Here is an 18,734-nt window from a genome sequence, read left to right as displayed (position 1 = left end):
GCTTTACCCCTTAAACCTCAAATCTCATCTGACCGCTGCGGTTCGTCAGCGGCGCGGTGGCGGCTTCGCGGGTCAGGTCGGTCCAGTCCGCGATCAGCGCGTTGTAGGCGGTCGCCTCCTTCGCGTCGCCCCGCTTTTCGCAGATGTTGTAAAGCACATAGGCCAGGTCGCGCACATCATCCGCCTTGGGGCCGAACTTCTTCAGCATCACCGCCGCCTCATGGCCGATCCCGTATTTCTCGTGCAGCCGCACCAGATGCTGGCAGCATTCCCAGACGGTCAGGTGGCCATCGGCATCCGGCTCCCATTCCGCATCCATCTCGTCGCGCTTCAGGATGCGCACCTTTCCGGCCGCGCTTTCCACGATCCCGGCATGCTTCACGCTTTCGACCGAGATGCCGCGTGCGGTGGCGATGTTGTTCGCCGTGCCATAGTCCCCCGCCTTTAGCCCGTTCTGTTCGAACCAGGTGATGGCAAAGCGGGTGTCGGCGTCGAACTCGCCCTGGATACCGCCGAGGTATTCGTCGAGCTCGCGGTTGATCAGTTGCAGCGCGGCCTTCACCGTCATCGGGCTGTCGTCGGATTCCAGCACCGCCTTGTAGCGCGAGAATACACCCATGCCGGGGCCGATGGCCGATTGCGGCATGTCGGCCGGGGCGATGTTGGCGGCCTGAAGCTCGGCGATGGCCGGAGGCAGTTCGCGTTTCAGGGCCCGGATGAACTCGGCCCGAGTGATGACCTCGGCCGAGGCTTCCTTCTTGCGGCAGACGAGGACGACGGAGTTGGCAAGGGCATTGGAACCCGATGCCCTCGTACGATTCGCCAACTCGGTGCGCACTGGCCAAGTGCCGACTACCGAGTAGCCTGCTTCCATGATTGCCTGAAGAAAGGTTGCCCACCCTGTTGAGCTGATGCCCTCTTGTTCGACTTCACTTTGCTTGAAGGCATAGTAGATAGCCGCCGGATAGTCGGGACTTGAGTGGCCGCACATGCGGCTGATCGCAGACGTCATCCCGGTAAGAAAGAACGCCTCTGCTGCATCTGCGCCGCCGTGGCGCATCCGGTCAGCAACCAGTTCCTCCATTTTGGGAACGGCGATCGTGTTTAGTTGATCTGGAAATGTTGGCCTGAGCGCACCGCGAATCCACGAGTAGAAGAAGTCGGAGATATCTGCATAGGGAATGCTGTCGTAATAAGGTGGATCGGTCGAAATGACTGAGCCAACCGGATAGTCCACGCTTTGAGCATCAACTTGCCTAATTTCGCCACTCGTCGTGCCCGGCAGCTCGCGAACGACACGCACTATCCAGTCTAGGGATGTGAGGAAATTGCCTGACGACTTTGAAAACGGATTCGCCTCGGCAAAGTCCCAAACCATTGGAATCGCTTGCCTTGCAAAGACGTGCCCGACGCCCAAGTTTTTTGGGTCAGACCTCCATGTGCACAAATTGGACCAATAGTCAGCCGACTTGCTTACACAAAAGCCGAGGTAAACTGAGACCGCATCTGCGTAAGCTTGCGCTCCTAGCCCGCCCAAGCGCAGTGGTTCAGCATCGACTTGCAAGCCTGCGGCCACCGCATCAATCAAAATCTGAGCACGAACTTCTGAAATCAGATCGGAGAACGCGTTCAGCGCAACGAGCTGCCGACTCGTGAACAAATCGCCAAAGGTTTCAAATCCGTACCCGAGAACTCCGACATACTGGCTATGGTTCGGCAGGGCGATTCCGGGTGCCCTTTGCCGTTCCACGTCAACGGCTACAGTCTCTTGAGCGGCCGTTGGAGATACAAAGACACGCCCATTTTTTCCCTCGGTCGCGATGGCAATGAGCATTTGCCCCATCCCGCCAGATTGAGCGACTCTCTTAACATACTCGGACGTGATGGCGGAATCCGACAGCAGACAACGGAAGTTTGCGCCGCGTCCTGCTTTTGTGCCTTCCTTAGCCTTCGCAATCTCCGACTTTGTACCAGCATTGTGGGCCACAAAGGTTATGGTCTTGTTGGACCGATCAACCTTCGGCTCAATCCAAGCTTCCTTGCCGGGTTTTGAACTCAACATGAAGCTTGTTGTGATTGGCACATGGACATCTGCATATGCCGGGTCGGGACTCGGCACCGTCCGCGCCCAGATCCAAGCAATCGCTGTTCCCTTGCCGCTACCATACTCCTTTGGCAGGTCCACTAGCGGGTAAAGATGCCCGATGCGCTCCCACGCCTTCTCGCGCATCCATTCGCCGTAGTATTTCACATCCTCGGCCAGCCCTTCGGCATTGCGGTAGAATGACCGCTCCTTGATGCCGGGATGGATGGGGGGCATGTCCTTGAACTTTGGCGGGATCTCGATCATCGCCTTGCCGATCATCACCGCCACCGGGTTCAGGTCGGACCCATAGGCAGGCAGGCCCAACCGCTGCGCCTCGAGCGGGATCGACCCGCCGCCGGAGAACGGGTCATAGACTGGCGGCAGCACCCCACCGCAAGACCGCCGGATTTCCGCCCGCGCGCGTTCCAGCACCTCTTCGTTGGTCGAGTTCTCCCACTTCACCAAGTCTTCGATGATGGCAAAAAGCCGCTGCCGCTCCCGCTCCTGATCCTCTGCTGTCGGGAACTGGTCCGGATGGCTTGAAGGATCATCCACCAGCTGCGCAAAAAGCACCGCCCGACAGGCCGCCAACGGCCGCCGTGCCCACCACAGATGCAGGGTGGAGGGATGCCCATGCCGGATCGACTTCTCCCGCGCCGAGGCAGCGTTGATGGCCTCGAGCGGGATGGCGACTTCGATCAGTTTCTTCTTGCAGGTCATCGAGTTGCCTATGCTTTATTTGTACGGAATGAAAAAGCCATATGCGCCGGGCTCGAGATCTCCTCCTGCATCGTCGCCGAACAATGCCTCAAACTGCTCTTCATTGGTAATCGGCTCAACTCTGGCAGACATCTCGCGAGGGTCGCGTTCTTCTGGGCCACGCGTCTCAAGGTCTGCCTCGCCGGGATCTCGCGCGATAGGTATTCCGATTTCCGCAGACGGGAAAGTTACCCCGAGTTCGCGCACAATGCCGTCCCATGACGGCGCGAGAAATCTTAGCCAGCCGCTCGGCTTCAGTAGGCTGGCTAACAGCTCATGGTGCGACTTATTGCAAAAGCAGCCGAACTTCTCGCATGCATTGCATACTGGAAAGGACGATGCGGGCCTTTTTCTCTCAAGCTTCTTCTTAGTCGCATCGAGTGAAAAGGATACGGAATCAATTCCACTGTACACACTTGTGGCAATGTCGCGCGGTTGAAACACCCGTGCACTTGGGAACAAGCACTGAGCTTTCCCGGCGGCGAAGATGCTATCCTCCTCAGGGAAAACGTAGAATGTGCTGCGGGGATACTTTTTCTGCACTGTTGTCAGCTTCTTAAGCTGATCGCATTCGAGCTTCACCTTTTTCGCCTGCTGAGCTTTGAACTGAAAGATGATCAATCGCCCGCCGATGCCGAGGACAGTGTCGATCCCAACGCGCCGCTCTTGAGCTTGCGTAAGGCCAAACCACTTCGGATTGCGGTTCAGAGGCATTACTGCAGCCGTAAGCGCCGCACAAAACCTTACCTCAAAGCTCTTTTCGGAATACCGCATACTGTCTCAATTTGGTGCAGCTGCCCGCTCCAGCAGGCGCTTTAGGTTGAACTGGATCGCCGTGTGTTCAAACGAGGGTTCGTGATCCGACAGCGCCCCTCGGACATAGCGCGGTTCGCGGGCAAAGCCACTCTCGATCTGAACGATGGCCAGGATGTATTTGCCGGGTTCGTGCAGCGAGGTGATGATCTCCTGCCGGGTCAGCATTACCGTGTCGGCGCCGTCGATCCGACCCTTGACCTCGATGAAGCGCAGATGCCCAGAGCGCGGATCGTAGGAGGCAATGTCGTAACCGACCTTCTGCGCCGACACGTCGCGTGGTTCGTTGCCCAAAGCGCGCTCGGCATTGATGACCGCCTCCATGGCCTTCAACTCGCTGATCCGCCGGGCCTCCGGGTCTTCGGCAAAGGCGTTGGGTTTGGCGCCGGTGGCGACGGCAGCCTTTGCCAACAGCAACCCTTTCGGGACGACGACCATGCCCCCGCGCACCCGCGGAGGCTGGGCGGAAATGAAGCGTTCCTTCTCCAGCAATTCCATCCGGCGCTTCAATCGGTCGGCCAGATCTTCCGCACGACGTTCGGCGTTCTGCCAGCTCAGGCGGGTCTTCTTGCCCGCCCTTTCATCCTCGCGCAGTTCCGCGGCCCGGTTGTCCCAGAAGTTGATCTCCTTCCTCAGACGAGCCTTTACCTCCTGTTCGACCTTGGCCACCTCGGGCAAGCGTCGTGCCTTTACTTCGGCCACGTGGCTCTGCGCGAGATCGACAGTAGCGAAACGGATCGCCGCCTTCTCCAGATCGTTGCGCAGCCAGTCTTCGTGCAGCCTGTCGCTAACCAGCGCGATCTCTTCGGCCGAAGCTGGACGCAGGTTCAGGTGGGGGGCGATCCCCGCATTCGCAGCTTTCCCTGTCTTGTCGATCGAGGCAAATTGCAGCTTTTCCGAGATGACGTGGGGTTTGCCGGTGCTGGTTGGGCGGCCGTCCTGAAGGCTGTGTTCCAGCAAGAAAATGGCCGACAAGTCCTGGCCAAGGTCAGTTTCATCGACCATGACTGCGCCCTGTTTCATCAGGTGATCGTGCTGTTCGCGCACGATGCTGATGACAGCCTCCAGCAGAGGATGGCCCGGGCAGACGAACGTTGCCACGGGTTGCTGGTTCACCTTGCCCTTTTCGAAGCAGATGCGTTCGTACTTCTTCTGGATCGGGGCGCCGGTTCCGATCTGACGATCCCGCTCACGGATGCTGACTGGCACGTGCGTGATCTCCCACCGTCCCTCCTCCCGCGGCTTGATCTGACCACCAAGCCGCTTGAATGCCTCGACAAAGAAGCTCTGGATGTGATGCGGCTGCAAGCGCTGGGCCTCGGCGCGCTCCATGTCGATGCGGATTTCCTGCACTTTTGCGGCAGGCATCGTGTCATTGGTCAGGGCCCGACGCGCCAGAAGGTCCAGCAGATGCTGCTGGTCCACGGCCCCGTCGACGGCCTGGAGCAGCTTGGCCTTCACTTCGGGTTGTTCGCCATATTGGATCGCCTCGAACAGCAGATCCTTCAGCGCTGTTCCCTCGAACAACTCGCCCAGAACGTCATAGACCCGCCCGCCCAACGCCTCGCGCGCGGCTTCCAGCTTTTCCAGAAGCCGAGCATAAACCTCACCTTCGCGCGTATCGGCCGCCACGAGGTTCCAGAGATGGCAGACCTCGATCTGGCCGATCCGGTGGATACGGCCGAACCGCTGCTCGATCTTGTTCGGGTTCCAGGGGAGATCGTAGTTCACCATCAGGTGACCACGCTGAAGGTTCACGCCTTCACCGGCCGCGTCGTTCGCGATCAGCACTAGCATGTCGCGGTCCTGCATGAATCGCTCGACGATCTTGCGGCGATCCTCGCGCGACACGCCGCCATGGATGACCTCAACCGCATCGGCACGGCCAAGGCGCGAACGCACGCGATCATGCAGGTAATAGAGGGTGTCCTTGGGTTCGGTGAAGATGATCAGCTTCCGGCGATTGCCGTGGGAATCGACCATGAGTTCGTCATCAAGGATCCGGTTAAGCTGCGACCACTTCGTGTCCTGCCCGGAACTGAGGACGCCCAGCGCCATCCGTTCAAGGCCCTGCAATGTTTTGACCTCGAGCGCGAGCTGATCCACGGTTTCGGCCGTTGTGGCCGTCGCGGAAATCCGGTCCTCGATGTCGTCGATCTCGTCCTGGCCAAACTCCTCGATGTTCTGTAGCACGTCCTCAGGCACGTCGGGTACCTCGAAACCGGAGCGTTTGCCGCGAACCATCAGCCTCGCCTCGGCCAGCTCTGCCTCCAAGCGTTCGCGGCGCCGCTTCAACGACTCGTAGATTGCGGCAGGGGAAGAAGCCAAGCGACGTTGCAGGATCTGCAAAGCAAAGCCGACATTATTCCGCTTCTTGCCATCCTCTGCGGCAAAACGCTGGACCCGGTTCATCTCGTTGCGGACATACTCGGTCACGGCGGCGTAAAGCGCCGCCTCCTCGGGCGACAAGTCGTATTTGACAGTATAAGCACGGCGTTCAGGGAAGAGCGGACGGCCATCAAACCGCAGGAGCTCTTCCTTGGTAAGGCGACGCATCATGTCGGCGGTGTCCGCATAGTGCACACCGTCGCGGAACCGCCCCTCAAAACGGTCGCCGTCCAGCAGCGCCATGAACAACTGAAAATCCTGTTCATGCCCATTGTGGGGCGTTGCCGACATCAGCAGAAGATGACGGCACGCTTCCCCAAGTTTCTGACCAATCCGGTATCGCTTGGTGTATTTGGCCTCGCCGCCGAAATAGGTCGCCGACATACGGTGGGCTTCGTCGCAAATGATCAGATCCCACTCCGCCGCTTGCGCCAGCTTGTCCTGCAGTTCCTCATTGCGGGCGAGGACATCCAATCGAGCAATCAGACGGTTGCGGTCGCTGAACGGATTACCCGACCTTGAGTTCTCGATCATGTCGCGGGTCAGGATGTCGAACTCCAACCCGAACTTCTCGCCCAATTCATCCTGCCACTGTTCGACCAAACTGCCCGGTGCGACAACCAGGCAGCGTTCAAGATCACTGCGGGCGATCAATTCCTTGATCAGCAGCCCCGCCATGATAGTTTTCCCGGCGCCCGGATCGTCCGCCAAGAGAAACCGCAGTGGCTGGCGCGGCAGCATTTCCCCATAGACGGCTGAAATCTGGTGCGGAAGCGGATCAACCAGGCTGGTGTGAATGGCGAGGTAAGGATCGAAGTAATGCGCCAGCTTGATCCGATTAGCCTCAGTGACAAGGCGCAGGAGCTCGCCATCTGCATCAAACGACCAAACCCGTCCACGGGCATCGAGTTCTATTCGGGCCTGATCATCGCGATAAAGGGTCGTTTCAGAAACACCCCCACCGGGCACTCTGAATACCAGATTGATAGCTTGGTCTCCGATCCATTCGACGGAAACGACCTCGACGGGCTGGCCGGGAACGACGCCGCGCAATTGAGCGCCATTTTTGATGTCTTCCAGAACCGTCATCATTCCTCCGTCCAGCTCACGCGCGGATCGAATCGGCGCAGCAATTCAGTCTACTTGAAGCCAGCACCAAACAGTCTGAAAGCGCAGCAATTTAAATTGGTTGGACGATAATCGCGGATGCACCAGGGAACAAGCTGCGTCCTCTCGATCCTCAGTTTTCCACGCGACGGCAGAGAAATTCGATCAGACAGCGCAGAGCGGGCGGGGTCTGACGGCTCTTCGGGTGGTAGAGATTGACGCCGTCGAAAGACGGAGACCAATAGTACAGCACTGCTCGAAGTCTTGCGCACTTAATCCTCCATGAACAACCCGACGCCGGCTCTGGACCGGAGCAATGCCACCGCTAGATCGACAGAATTGAAGGTCAGAGGGCCTCCCCTGTTGTTTGAAAGCTAGCCGTTTGTACTGCCAAGTCGCCTCCAAACGCCGTAGGTACCGATTCAGCGCGGAAACGTTACGCTTGAAGTCAGCCGCTAGTAGATTCTCGGACGCCTGAGCATCCGCTCCGCTGACTGGTAACCAAGGCTCTTCTGAGCGGCACGCACAGCGGCCTGCGCGCAAGCAGCGGGCGAGGCAGGGCCCACCGGCATGGCGACTCGCGCGAAACGGTGCGGGCGCGGGCGTTCGCTGAGGCTGTACAGCTTGTCGCGCGCGACATGCAGGACAGTAAGCGGTGGCGACATCACTCTGCGCTAACTGAATTTAGGTGTTCAGTCCCGGCATCTGGTGGATCGGATTGACGATGAATCTGTCTGGCTCTGAAGTCCAGACCTTGCAGATGTATTCGTAGGGTGTGACACCGCTCAGCGTCTTGAGCCTGCGTGCGAAATTGTAGGCGGCGATGAAATCGGCGAGGTGCGTGCGCAGCTGGCTGTGGCTGTCGTAGTGGTAGCGCTTGACGGTCGCGTCCTTGATCGTCCTGTTCATCCGCTCGACTTGGCCATTCGTCCACGGGTGGTTGGGCTTGGTCAGCCGATGCTCGATCCCGTTTGCCTCGCAAATCATGTCGAACCGCATTTGCCGAGAGTAAGGAGTGTTACGGTTTCGAGGCTGCTCTGCGAACTGGATGCCATTATCGGTCAGGATCGTGTGGATGCGGTAGGGCACGACGTCCAGAAGGTGCTCCAGGAACTCCCAAGCGGTTTTCCTGTTGGCCTTTTCCGCCAATTGAACGACAGCAAATTTGCTGGTGCGATCAATGGCTACGAAGAGGAAGAGCTTGCCTTCGGCCGTCTGCACCTCGGCGATGTCGATATGGAAGAAACCTATCGGGTAGCGCTTGAACTTCGCACGCTTGGGCTTGTCCCCGCCCACGTCCGGCAGTCGCGAAATGCCATTCCGCTGCAGGCATCGGTGCAGCGCCGAGCGCGTCAGATGTGGGATAGAGGGCTGAAGAGCGTAGAGGCAGTCGTCCAACGGCAGCAGCGTATGGCGCCGAAACGCGACGATTGTTGCTTCCTCGGCCTCACTCAAGACCGTGGAGCGTGGCTCCTTCGGCCCAGTCTTACGGTCCTCAACTGTCTCGCGCTTGCGCCACTTCGCGACAGTCTTTGGGTTGATGCCGAGCTCCCGGCTCAGCTGCGCGAGCGAAGCTTGCGATCGCTGTATTGCAGCTCTGACAGCGTGCGTGGTCGTGGCGCTCCCGTGACGAACTTGTCCCATAATGCTTCCTTCCATTCCTGCGAAAGGATTGCACCATCAAACCATGGGATCAAACACCTAGGCGCTTTAGCCCCAGCGGCACGAGCCATCCGCTTCGTAGTCGGTTAGCATTGTGAGTACCTTTCAGGGATACTGGGGCAAGACGAGAGAGCATCAGGTTGGCGGTGCCCATCACCCTACTGAAATCTCGGCATCGGCCCTTTTGAGCGAGCGGCTTTCCGAACGGCACTCTGGATTCACACCGGTAACGCAGGACAGTGGATAATGCCACTAGATTGCCGCGGTATTATCGTAGGATCTTGTTCAAGGCAGGTCAGCGCTGTCTCGCGAGTTTGCCACGTCCAGCATTTACCGCAGAACAGTCGCCCTTGAGGCCCATAGCGCTCGAAGTCCGACATGGCGCCCCAGCGGTCACGGCTTACCCATTGACCTGACCAATCCAGCCGCACCATGTTGGCGGGGGCGCTCGGCGCCTCGGGACCGTGAAGGGGAAGCACGACAACCCCGTCGAATGTGGATGCGTTTTCACGCTCGGAAGGCCAGAGGCGTGCTGAATGTGCTAAATGTGCTAAATAGTCCGCGCCTTCCCGTTCTTGTTTAGCACGATTAGCACGATTAGCATGGTGGTCCGGTTCCGCCTGCGTTTTCACCGCATGACCGTTGGTCCTAATGCGGGACAGGGCTGCGCGGGCATTAAACAGCATGGCTGCCCCCTTTGACGATGCGCCAAGCGGTCGAACGGGCCCGGCCACGCACCACTGTTCCGGTGGGCAGGGCGATAACCCAGCCATGCCTTTCCAGCATTTCCAGTGCAGCGGTTGCGGTCTTTGTCTCGCGCAGGGCGCGGATAGGGGCCTTTTGCACAACGTCTCCCGTCAGCATCTCGGGATCCGGCCACTCCTCGATCAGCCAGCGCCGCAGCCGCTCGGCCCGGTCTGTCTCCTCGCTCACCTTTGCGGCATCAGCCAGGCGCTGCGCTTCCGACAGGTAGAAGCCGGCAAGCTCGATACCGGACACCATGTCCTCGGCCTCGACAGCCGGGGCAGCCAGGTCGCGCCACAGGGTCAGCACCCCGGCGATGCGGCAGGCTTGTTCGGCGGCCTTGGACGCATAGCCGGTCACACTCGACATGGCTGCGCCGGGGCGCTGGGAGAGTTCTACCGCATCGGCATATTCGGTCAGCAGCGCACGGGCATCCGGGGCTAGCAGAAGGCGGCGTGGCTCCAGTGCCCGGCTTTCTGGGTTCATCGGCAAGGGCGATTGCAGAATGGTTCCAAGCCGGGCCGCGAAGGCCGCAAGCGGTCCCGTGCCGTCACGCGTCAGACCATGAAGCCGGGTCCCGATAGTGCTCGGTGGCTCGCAAATCAGAAAGCGTGGCAGGAAGCCCGTGTCGTCAGTTTTGGGATCTGCCATGAAATCGCGCGCGACACCCGGCTGCACCATGAGATGCACCGCCAGCCTGCGGCCATAGAGCGTGAAGGAGCCTTCACCTTGCCTGGTGCGACGGATGGGATTGCCCTGCCACAGGTCATTCAGGGCGGCGAGGGTCTTTTGCCGATTGTCGCTCGACATGGCAAAGCCGCCCAAGAACTGCCCGCCTTCGTCAGAGAAGATGCCCAAGCTCGGCATTCCTTCTGCAAACTTGCGGGTCAGCCCCTCGTAGGTCGGCTCTGTCACCGTCCGTTCGGGCGACGGCGGCGCAATGGGTTCATCGCCCAGCGCGGCCAAGTCGGCCTGTGCCTCGCTCTGAGTCTTGGCGTTCTTGCCCGCCTTGCCCTTCACGGATGCAATGACACCGTCATGTTGGACCTTCCATAGCGCGTGCCGGGTCATCCATGCTTTCACGTCCTCGCGGTGCCGGCCGGCTTCCTCGCGTTCGAAGTCGCGCAAGCCCTGCATTAGTAATCCATCGCAGGTGGACTTGCGCTCACCGCTGCGGGCGATGGTCAGGGCATAAAGCGACAAGGGACGGTCGCCACCCAGCGTCTCGACATCGGCAAAGCCCTGCACAGCCAGCGACGCCACCGACAGGGCGCTTTGCGCGGGAATGGCAATGGGTGCCAGCGTCATGGCTTGAACTGCCTCCACAGACGCTTGCAGCGGCCCCAACGCTTGAAGGGGGTAAGGCTCGCCGGGGAGGATTTCCCGCAAGAGCGGCTGCGGGCCTTCCGTGATGAAGGCGACAGGGGCATGCAGTTTGGTAGGGTGAGAATTGCTCATATTTGGGAGAATCATACGATGGCCCTTTCCCGCATGAGAATGTCGTTCCAGTCCTGGCCGTCCGGGGCGGGCAGCAGGCTCACAGTCCAGCCTAGCGCAGATGCGCGTTTGGCTAGTTGATACGCGGCTTCACGGCCTGCTTTGTCGCCGTCCGGCGCGATGATCAGCTGGTGCGGGATGAGAGGGGGCAAATGCAGCCCGGCCATGCCTGCGGCAGACAGCGCAGCCCAGATGGTTGCAGGGGTGCGCAACAGACCGCTGTACAGGCTCAACGCTGTCTCGACACCCTCTGCCACCACTAGCGGTCCCTTAGCCTCAGCGACTTGCACAGCGCCCCCGAGCGTCGCGCCCAGCATTGCTTTGTTCGGTTCCACATCCGCCTTCCCGCTGCCGTCCAAATGCAGGTAGGTCCGGTGCACGGCCAGCCGCGGCAGCCCGTCCACGCGCGCTACTATTGCCGGGATCCGTTTGGCAGAAGCGCCGTGCCAACAATCGGGATGGAACCGCAGGGTTTCTGGGAGGGAGCAGGTGATACCCCGTCCCCGCAGGTATGTCTCGGCGATGGTACAGTGAATCGGCAGTGAGTCTTTCCAGCATACCAGCGCCTGCCGTTCCCGCCTTACGGCTTCGGCCTCATCCTCAGCTCGACGGCGAGCAATCTCGGACGCGATGGGCGGCTGAAACCGGTCTAGCCGGTCCGTCAAACCGCGCTCACGTAAGGCGTTCAGCACCTCTAGGAAGCTGCATCCGGTTTTGCAGGACAAAAGCAGCTTGCCATCCGGGGCGTCAGCCAAGGTCAGGCTAGGCCGCCTGTCGCCATGTGCGGGGCAACACGCAAGCCCGTAACGGCGATACCACTTGCCACGAAGAGCGAGTGTCAGAGCGTGCGCGTTACTCACAGACGCATCCCCAGATGAAGGCGGCCAGCATGGCGGCGCGGTCAGCATCGATGCCGTAGCGGTGGCACAAGACGGCAATACGTAAGACCATCAAGCGGCACCGCCTTTCATCACACTCGTTCCGCAGCAGGGTTCGAATCCATCCTGCCCCGCCATAGCAATGCAGCGCAGCACATAGCGGGCGTGGTGCCCTGCGAAGGAGCCGCCGTGCCTTTCGGTGGTGGTGTCGATCATTACGCCGAAGGCGCGCAGGTTGTGGACATAGGCGGCCCAGCGCGGGGCGGGATTGGAGATAGGGTTGCAGCCCTTGGAACCTGCCGCCATGAGTGCTTCATGTGCCCAGCGGTCCCGTCCCTTGGCAATAATATGCAGCGGATCGGCATTGCCGTTCTTGATGGTGAAGACTCGTGCCGGGCATTTATTGGTGACTGCCATGTCTTGGCCTCATTCCTTGAAGGGCCGGGCGTGAAAGAGTAAGGTGCGGCTATCCCGCAAATACGGATAGCGACCCCGCCCTTGCCCGGCGGGGTTTTGCTTATGCGGCGCCGTGTCGGGCGGCTTTCGCTCGCTCAATAACTTCCAGAATTTCCGACTGCGGCCAGCGCGACAGCGCGCCCAGCTTGATCGGCTTGGGAATAGTGCCGTCAGCTACGCGGCGCCAAAAGGTCGGCACGCTGATGCCGAGAAGCGGTGCGGCTTCGCGGTCTTTCAGAAGGGGGTCGGTGATGGTCATTGGTCAGCCTAGATGCGGGTTGCGTCTGGCTGAACAGATGAACGATGTGCCCGAAACTAACCGCCGGTTCTTTCAAGAAAACCTAAAGAACCGATGGTTCTATTTTCGAACACGTTTATTTATCAAAGGCTTGGCTCGCATCTTTCCTGAAGTGTTCGAGCCAGTCATCATACCACGCGCGACTAAGGGACTTGCCACCTTGCATGAAAAGCGGCTCTGCGGCTCCCTTATCGTGCTTCGCGGCAAGCTCCTTGGCTTTTCGGAAGGCTTGTACGTCCGTGGCGAGAAGGAAGCTCTTCAAGTTTGCGCGGGCTAGGCTGTCTAACACCTCATAACGCTCTTGCTTCTTGGCAGCTTGCCCGCCAAGCCTGCCTACCTTCCGGTTCTGGTCTACAGTCTTGTAATGCCGCAATGCTGCAGGCTGATGCTCCTTGCCAAGAGCCGCTTGAAAGTGCCGTCCGGCTGCGAAAGTGTAGATTGCAACCGCGGCGACATGTTCTTGAAGCGGAGAGCCGGGTTCATCCGGTTCCTCGTCCTCCGCGTCCCCCGGATAGCGCACTGTTTCAAGGATGGCGGGAATGAAGGCGAGCAATTTACTTGCTTCTGTGGCGTGGTGGGCGCGCGACATATGGGCAGCGCCTTCGGTCACTTCGGGAAGTGCGGCGAGTTCCACGCAGGCATTTTGAAGCTGTGGCAGTAATTCCGCCCATTGTGTCAGATATGTGGAATTATATGCATCGCCTAGCGCGGTTGCTTCGAGCTCACCCAAGCGCAATATCTCTGCTGCGCCCGCAATATGTGCAGGAACCTCATGCGGCAGGGCATGTTCGTATTCGCGCTCTGTCCCATTGGCTCTTTCAACGACAGGGACCAGCTTTTGTAGGGCTGCAAGGATTTCGGCGCAAATTTCTTGGGAGGCGTCGTGACGCCAGAAGCTATCAAGGCCACTCCAGTCCTTGTTGTCGATCAGTTGTTGCCAGTCGCTCATCATCCCCTGACCATCTTCACCACCAGCCCCGATTGCCCGGTCACATACCCTGCCCAGCGCTCTAGCAGCACCCGACGCTGCTCCAGAAAATCCGTACGGCGATAGGCCTTCACGACCGCACCGCCCGTGACATGGCCCAACATGGTTTCGGCGACTTCATGGGGGGCGTCGGTAGCCTCCGCCAGCCAGTCGCGCAGGCTGGAACGAAAGCCATGTGGCCGCGCCTCCATGCCGCGTCTTTCCATCATTCGTGCCATCGTCGCGTCGGAAATCACGCCCTTCCGTACGCTGGGGAACAAGAAGCCGTCGCGGGCGTGGGCTTTCGCTGCCTCAATGACCTGCAGTGCCTCGGGCACCAGCGGCACCCGGAATGCTTGGGTCGCGTCCCTGCGCCCCTTCATGGCTTCGGCGGGCACCGTCCACATATCGCCGTTGATCTGGCCCAAATGCAGGAAGCGCAGCGGGGCTGAACGAACGCCCGTGAGAATCAGCAGCCGCAGAGCAAGATGCGTCACCGTCCCATCAGTCAGGCTGGCATAGAAGCCCGGAACATCCTTCCACGGCAGGGCGGGGATATTCTGCGCCTTGTGACGAGGCTTGCCCAGTAGGGCGCGGGCCTTGTCACAAGCCTGCAAGTCCACGGTCAAGCCCAGCGCGGCGGCATGTTTCATGCACAGGGCCAGGCGGTTGAGCGCCTTGCTCGCGGTCACAGCTTTGTTGTGCCAGATCGGAGCGAGGCAATCGCGAATATCGGTCTGCTCAATATCTGCCACCGGCATCCCGCCCAGCTTTGACAGCACATGAATTTCGAGAGGGCTGAACCAACGCCCAGCCTTGCCGTCGCCTTTTAACTCCGCCTTTCGGCTCTCGAAGCAATCTGTGGCAATGTCTTTCAGCAGGTGCAGGTTGCGGGCGGCTTCGCGCCGCGCGCGGTCGCGCTCCCTGATTGGGTCCAGCCCGTTGCGCACCGTAGCGCGGGCCTCATCGGCCTTTCGGCGAGCCTCGGACAGCGAAACAGCCGGGAACGGTCCCAACCCCATTTCGCGCCGCCTGCCGTGAATCGTAACGCGCAGCACCCATTTGCCGCGTACGGACTCTTGCTTTACCAGCCATAGCCCCGCGCCGTCTGGATACTTCCCGGGACCAAGCGCCGCGGCGCCTTTAGCGCTTAGTCTGTTGGTCGCCCGCATGGTCCACCTTCCTTGTTGGAAATCCAGCCCCCCTTTCAGTCCCCCCTCTAGATATAGCATGGATGGTTTTCACTGAGACTGAGTGACATTGATATACAACCGAAAAGTCTTGCTGCGCTAGGGGTTAGATAAATGCTGATGGGCGATGATCCCCAAATATAGTGGTATTCAATGCCCTTCACCGGCACCACCGATCCCCGCGGATCGGCACCGAACGCCGCCCCCTCGTGGGCGGTTTTTTCGTATCCGGGCGCGCGATTCGCCCGCATCGCGGCATTCCCCAACGTAAAGCCCCCGCGACCGAGGGTCGCGGGGGCTTTGAAACGCGCTGATCGCGGCGTCTTACAGCGCGCCTTCGCGCTGTGCCTTTTTACGGGCCAGCTTGCGGGCGCGGCGGACGGCCTCGGCCTTTTCACGGGCTTTCTTGACCGACGGCTTCTCGAAATGCTGCTTGAGCTTCATTTCGCGGAAGACACCTTCGCGCTGAAGTTTCTTCTTCAGAGCACGGAGCGCCTGTTCGACGTTGTTGTCGCGAACATTGACCTGCATGTGGTTGTCACCACCTTCCTAGGTTAGAGTTGATCAATTGCAGGAAGCGTCCCCCTAGCAAAGCCGGGCGCGATTGTCCAGACGAGGTATGCATGACCCAGACCGACCGAGACGCATTGCTGGATGCCGCCCTGATCCATGTCCCCTTCGAGGGGATGAACGACATGGCCCTGGCGGCGGGCGCGCGCGACATCGGGATCGACCCGGCGCTGATCCGGGTGCATTTCCCCCAAGGCGGGGCCGGGCTGGCCGCCGCCTATCACCGCCGCGCCGATGACGCGCTGCGCCAAGCCTTGGCCCGGACCCCGCCCGAGGGCCGGTTCCGCGACCGTGTGGCCCAGGCCATCTGGATGCGGCTGGAGCTGTCGGACCCCGAACTGGTCCGCGCGGGCGCCGCGACCCTGGCCCTGCCGCAGAATTCCGCCCTCGCCGCCCGCCTGATCTGGGAGACGGCGGATGTGATCTGGACCGGCCTCGGCGACCGGTCGCGCGACGTGAACTGGTATTCCAAGCGGGCCACGCTGGCGGCGGTGATCTCGGCCACGGTGCTGTTCTGGCTGGGCGATGATTCGCCCGACCAGGCCGAGACCCGCGCCTTCATCGACCGCCGCATCGACGGGGTGATGTCGATCGAGACGGTCAAGGCCCGGCTGCGCCGCCTGCCCGGGGCCTCGCGCCTGGCGGGGGCTGCCTTCGGCTGGATCCGCGCGCCCCGCGACCGCGCATTGCCCGGCAAGACCCGCTGAAGGACGACCCCATGTTTCCCGACCAGATGACCGCGATCGAGATCGCATCCCCCGGCGCGGCCGACCAGCTGCGCCCCACCACCCGGCCCGTGCCGGTGCCCTGCCATGACCAGATCCTGATCCGCATCGCCTATGCGGGGGTGAACCGCCCCGACGTGCTGCAGCGCGCGGGCAGCTATGCGCCGCCGCCCGGCGCGTCGGACCTGCCGGGGCTGGAGGCCTCGGGCGAGATCGTGGGCCTGGGCGCGGGCGTGACCCGCTGGAAGAAGGGCGAACAGGTCTGCGCCCTGCTGCCGGGCGGGGGCTATGCGGAATACGCGGTCTGCCATGCCGATCACGCGCTGCGCATCCCCAAGGGCCTGTCCCTGCGCGAGGGCGCCTGCCTGCCGGAGACGGCCTTCACCGTCTGGTCGAACGTGGTGCAGCGCGGCGGCCTGACCGGGGGGGAACGGTTCCTGGTCCATGGCGGAACCTCCGGCATCGGGATGATGGCGATCCAGACCGCGCGGGCCTTGGGCGCGCGCGTCTTCGCCACCGCCGGCAGCGACGAGAAATGCGCGGCCATCACCGCGCTCGGGGCGACGGCGATCAATTACAGGACCCAGGATTTCACCAAGGTCCTGGCCGAGGCGGGCGGCGCCGACCTGATCCTGGACATGGTCGGCGGCAGCTATATCCCCCGCAACATCCGCTCGCTGGCCCAGGACGGGCGGCTGGTCATGATCGCCTTTCTGGAGGGCCCCAAGGTCGAGCTGAACTTTGCCCAGATCATGGTGAACCGGCTGACCGTCACCGGATCGACCCTGCGCCCGCAATCCGACGTCGCCAAGGCCGAGATCGCCGACAGCCTGCGCAAGCAGCTGTGGCCGATGATCGCGGCCGGGTCGGTCGCCGTCACCATCGACAGCGAATTCCCCTTGGCCGATGCGGCGGAGGCCCATCGCCGCATGGAAAGCAGCGACCATATCGGCAAGATCGTCCTGAAGGTCGCGGGCTAGCGCGGGGCCTCCATCAGCAGGCGCGGCTGGCTGCAGTCGCGCCGCACGTCGGGGGCGCAGGCGCGCGGCTCCAGATCGCGGGTCAGGCAGATGCGCAGCTCGGTCAGCACGCCCTGGCGGCACTGGACGGTGATGCCGTCGGCCTCCATCGCGGGGTTCGCCTCCAGGAAGGCCTGCTCGATCACGGCGGGGGGCAGGGTGACGGCGCGGTCCAGCCCCGCCAGGACCGGGGGGATGGCGACCGCCGCCGCGGCCCGGCGGGTCAAGTCGAAGTAACCCCCCGCCGACAGGCCCGAACAGCGGCCATGCTTGCGCCATTGATGCCATGCCAGGCCGGACGATCCCATGATGTCGGTCATCGTGGCCGTGTCGCGCCGCGACGGGTCACGTTCGCCCGTCACGCAGTCGCGGGGCCAGCCGCGTTCATGCTGGGGCCACAGCCCGTGCACGGTGAAGCCCGTCCCCGTCCCCGCCGCGCATTCGGGAGCGGCGCGGTCGTCGCCCGTCAGGCTGCACCAGGTCGGCTGCCAGCTGAGCGCGAGCACGTAATAGTCGAACCGTCCCGCCGAATCGCGGGCCGCCAGGGGCAGGGGGGTCAGCAGGGCCACCAAGGCCAGGATCATCGCGCGCATGGCGGCACCTTAGCGCGCGCGGCGCCGGACCGCAGCAGGCAAGATGCGAATCCTCTTTTCCCCGGCCTGCGAAAACGCTATATCCGGCGTCAATTCCCCCCGAAAACGAGGAATGGCGCAAGCCGAAGCCGTTTTTCCGGCCCTCGCCCCCATGTTCGGGACCAAGAGACACGCGAAGGAGACTGACATGAGCAAGCCGCTGATGGCCAAGGCCACCGCCGTCTGGCTGGTCGACAACACGACGCTCAGCTTCAAGCAGATCGGCGATTTCTGCGGTCTGCACGAGCTTGAGGTCCAAGGCATCGCCGATGGCGACGTGGCCGCGGGCGTGAAGGGCTATGACCCCGTCGCCTCGAACCAGCTGGACCCCGAGGAGATCAAGCGCGCCGAGGCCACCCCCACCTACCGGATGCGCCTGAAGCACAACCCCGCCGCCGAGGGCGAGGAAAAGCGCCGCGGCCCGCGCTATACGCCCCTGTCCAAGCGCCAGGACCGCCCCGCTGCGATCCTGTGGCTGGTCAAGTTCCACCCGGAACTGGCCGATGCGCAGATCGCCAAGCTGGTCGGCACGACCAAGCCCACCATCGCCTCGATCCGTGAACGCACGCATTGGAACATCCAGAACATCCAGCCGATCGACCCGGTCGCCCTGGGCCTGTGCCGTCAGACCGAACTGGACGCGGCCGTGCAGAAGGCCGCCAAGAAGAAGGCGGCCGAGGGCGGCGTGATGACCGATGACGAACGGCGCAAGCTGGTCAGCACGGAAACCTCGCTGTCCATGTCGGACGAGCCGCGCCTGCCCAGCTCGATCGCCGGGCTGGAGAATTTCAGCCTGTCGCGCGACGAGGACAAGCCCGAGCCGGAACTGGACGCGGACAGCTTCTTCAACCTGCCCGACAATGACGACGAGGACGACGAGGATGACGGGAACGGCCGCCGCTGAGCGGTCGGCCCCTGCGCCCATGAAAAAGGCCTGGCATCT

Annotated in this window: 15 protein-coding genes; 3 read left to right on the top strand and 12 right to left on the bottom strand. The window is 61.7% G+C overall.

Going from position 1 to position 18,734, the window contains the following annotated elements; translation table 11 throughout:
• Window positions 1–10: 10 nt before the first annotated feature.
• The 11 genes from JHW48_RS14000 to rpsU form a co-directional block, all read right to left on the bottom strand.
• Complete coding sequence (locus tag JHW48_RS14000; protein ID WP_119887323.1) at window positions 11–2,806, bottom strand: DUF1156 domain-containing protein; 2,796 nt, start codon at window positions 2,804–2,806, stop codon at window positions 11–13.
• Between the two features lie 15 nt (window positions 2,807–2,821).
• Window positions 2,822–3,619 (bottom strand): hypothetical protein, encoded by a 798-nt coding sequence (locus JHW48_RS13995; RefSeq protein WP_147388136.1) that lies wholly within the window; start codon window positions 3,617–3,619, stop codon window positions 2,822–2,824.
• A 6-nt stretch (window positions 3,620–3,625) separates the two neighbouring features.
• A complete protein-coding gene (locus JHW48_RS13990) occupies window positions 3,626–7,138 on the bottom strand; it encodes a helicase-related protein (RefSeq protein ID WP_119887322.1) in 3,513 nt (1,170 codons plus the stop codon).
• Window positions 7,139–7,837: 699 nt separating this feature from the next.
• Window positions 7,838–8,797: an IS481 family transposase gene (locus tag JHW48_RS13985; RefSeq protein WP_272835848.1), complete on the bottom strand. Its 960-nt coding sequence runs from the start codon at window positions 8,795–8,797 to the stop codon at window positions 7,838–7,840.
• Between the two features lie 693 nt (window positions 8,798–9,490).
• Entirely contained in the window at window positions 9,491–11,017 is a 1,527-nt protein-coding gene (locus JHW48_RS13980; RefSeq protein WP_272835639.1) for a YfjI family protein, read from the bottom strand.
• Window positions 11,018–11,028: 11 nt separating this feature from the next.
• Complete coding sequence (locus tag JHW48_RS13975; RefSeq protein ID WP_240637902.1) at window positions 11,029–11,811, bottom strand: DUF7146 domain-containing protein; 783 nt, start codon at window positions 11,809–11,811, stop codon at window positions 11,029–11,031.
• A 195-nt stretch (window positions 11,812–12,006) separates the two neighbouring features.
• A complete protein-coding gene (locus JHW48_RS13970) occupies window positions 12,007–12,351 on the bottom strand; it encodes a winged helix domain-containing protein (RefSeq protein ID WP_205961948.1) in 345 nt (114 codons plus the stop codon).
• 100 nt (window positions 12,352–12,451) lie between these two features.
• Window positions 12,452–12,649 (bottom strand): helix-turn-helix transcriptional regulator, encoded by a 198-nt coding sequence (locus tag JHW48_RS13965; RefSeq protein WP_119886924.1) that lies wholly within the window; start codon window positions 12,647–12,649, stop codon window positions 12,452–12,454.
• Between the two features lie 115 nt (window positions 12,650–12,764).
• Window positions 12,765–13,637, bottom strand: coding sequence for a hypothetical protein (locus tag JHW48_RS13960; protein ID WP_147388120.1), 873 nt, complete (start codon window positions 13,635–13,637; stop codon window positions 12,765–12,767).
• Window positions 13,637–14,827: a tyrosine-type recombinase/integrase gene (locus JHW48_RS13955; RefSeq protein WP_119886927.1), complete on the bottom strand. Its 1,191-nt coding sequence runs from the start codon at window positions 14,825–14,827 to the stop codon at window positions 13,637–13,639. The genes JHW48_RS13960 and JHW48_RS13955 overlap by 1 nt, the downstream gene beginning before the upstream one ends.
• A gap of 342 nt (window positions 14,828–15,169) precedes the next feature.
• Window positions 15,170–15,376, bottom strand: coding sequence for a 30S ribosomal protein S21 (gene rpsU, locus JHW48_RS13950; RefSeq protein ID WP_081994671.1), 207 nt, complete (start codon window positions 15,374–15,376; stop codon window positions 15,170–15,172).
• A gap of 92 nt (window positions 15,377–15,468) precedes the next feature.
• On the opposite strand from rpsU, the gene JHW48_RS13945 reads away from it, so the two are divergent.
• Window positions 15,469–16,122 carry a COQ9 family protein gene (locus JHW48_RS13945; RefSeq protein ID WP_119886928.1) on the top strand — a complete coding sequence of 218 codons (654 nt, stop codon included), beginning with the start codon at window positions 15,469–15,471 and terminating at the stop codon, window positions 16,120–16,122.
• Window positions 16,123–16,133: 11 nt separating this feature from the next.
• Window positions 16,134–17,120 carry an NAD(P)H-quinone oxidoreductase gene (locus JHW48_RS13940; RefSeq protein WP_119886929.1) on the top strand — a complete coding sequence of 329 codons (987 nt, stop codon included), beginning with the start codon at window positions 16,134–16,136 and terminating at the stop codon, window positions 17,118–17,120.
• Here JHW48_RS13940 and JHW48_RS13935 read toward each other — a convergent pair.
• The gene (locus tag JHW48_RS13935; RefSeq protein ID WP_119886930.1) at window positions 17,117–17,752 is read right to left on the bottom strand and encodes a ribonuclease T2 family protein; all 636 of its coding nucleotides are present in this window, start codon (window positions 17,750–17,752) and stop codon (window positions 17,117–17,119) included. The two genes, JHW48_RS13940 and JHW48_RS13935, sit on opposite strands and share 4 nt — an antisense overlap.
• A gap of 187 nt (window positions 17,753–17,939) precedes the next feature.
• Between JHW48_RS13935 and JHW48_RS13930 the strand changes: the two genes are divergently transcribed.
• Window positions 17,940–18,695: a DUF1013 domain-containing protein gene (locus JHW48_RS13930; RefSeq protein ID WP_119886931.1), complete on the top strand. Its 756-nt coding sequence runs from the start codon at window positions 17,940–17,942 to the stop codon at window positions 18,693–18,695.
• Window positions 18,696–18,734: the final 39 nt, after the last annotated feature.

This window comes from Paracoccus aestuarii (assembly GCF_028553885.1).
Taxonomy (GTDB): Bacteria; Pseudomonadota; Alphaproteobacteria; order Rhodobacterales; family Rhodobacteraceae; genus Paracoccus; species Paracoccus aestuarii.
This window is presented reverse-complemented; position numbering and strand designations above follow the sequence as displayed.